Source organism: Micromonospora sp. LOL_021 (assembly GCF_048060215.1).
GTDB lineage: Bacteria > Actinomycetota > Actinomycetes > Mycobacteriales > Micromonosporaceae > Micromonospora_E.
In genome coordinates this window covers 1-988 of the sequence record NZ_JBHMIN010000135.1, presented here as the reverse complement: position 1 = coordinate 988, position 988 = coordinate 1, and the positions used below count along the sequence as shown (strand labels likewise).

General features: G+C 64.6%; 1 protein-coding gene. It reads left to right on the top strand.

What is annotated here, in order from left to right; translation table 11 throughout:
- The first annotated feature begins 183 nt into the window (after positions 1-183).
- Complete coding sequence (locus ACFHWT_RS31335) at positions 184-957, top strand: transposase family protein (protein WP_416598310.1); 774 nt, start codon at positions 184-186, stop codon at positions 955-957.
- The last annotated feature ends 31 nt before the right edge of the window (positions 958-988 follow it).

Below are 988 nucleotides of genomic sequence, written 5' to 3'. Positions count from 1 at the left end.
GGAGGACTTCCCAATAGGCTTCGAGCCGATTGGCACCGAGGTTCGTCGATGTTACGTGGGGTGACGGTCTGTGGTGTGACCAAGTTGGGCGTGTCGCTTGTGGAAACGGCGGCCGGCGACGTCTAGATCATCTGGGTTGTGTGGACTCAAACGATCGACGGCCGGCCGCCGCGCTGCCAGCGTATGACCGGACTGGATTCCGATCAACTGGACTGGCTGTACGAGCAGGTGGACGCGCTGGTCGACTGGGACCTGCCGGTGGGGCGCCCTCGGGCGTTGCCGCTGTACACGGCGTTGGTGCTGGTGTTGTTCGGGCTGCGGCACAATCTGGCGCCGGACGTGATCGGTGAGGTTTTCGGCTGCGGTTCGACGACCGTGGAGCGGTATCAGGAGGAGCTGGAGCCGCTGGTGGACGTGGTGTTGACCCCGCTGTACGAGCGGGTCCGTGACCGGGCCCGCCGGGACGCGGTCCTGGTCGATGGTCTGGTCGCGCCGGTCGGGGAACGCGACGGCGTCGACGGGTTGTTCTCTGAGAAGAAGGGCTTCTGTGGGCAGAACGTGCAGGTGGTGGCCAACCTCGCCGGGCGGGTGGTCGATGTGGGTGATCCGTGTCCGGGTGGCATGCACGACCGGAAGGCGTTCGACGTGTCCGGGATCGCCGCCCGTTGGGCCGGCCACCACGCCCCCGGCGGGCCCGGGATGATCGGTGACAAGGGGTACCAGGGTGCCGGCATCGTGAGTCCGTACAAGAAGCCTCGGGGTCGGGAGTTGACCGAGGTCCGACGCGCGTGCAACACCGCACTCAACCGGCTTCGCGCCGCCGTTGAACGCGCTGTCGCCCACCTGAAGTGTTGGAAGGTCCTCAAGACCGGGTTCCGCAGATCGTTGGAACACTTTCCTGCCACATTACGTACGGTAACGAAGTTGGAGATCTTTCGCATTTACGGATTACGTTGAGAAGCCCGGTAATAGTTTCGGGAAGTCCTCC

Bases quoted from the DNA above. Each gene is read 5' to 3' on its own strand.
- ACFHWT_RS31335 (WP_416598310.1), top strand. From the start codon at position 184: ATGACCGGACTGGATTCCGATCAACTGGACTGGCTGTACGAGCAGGTG.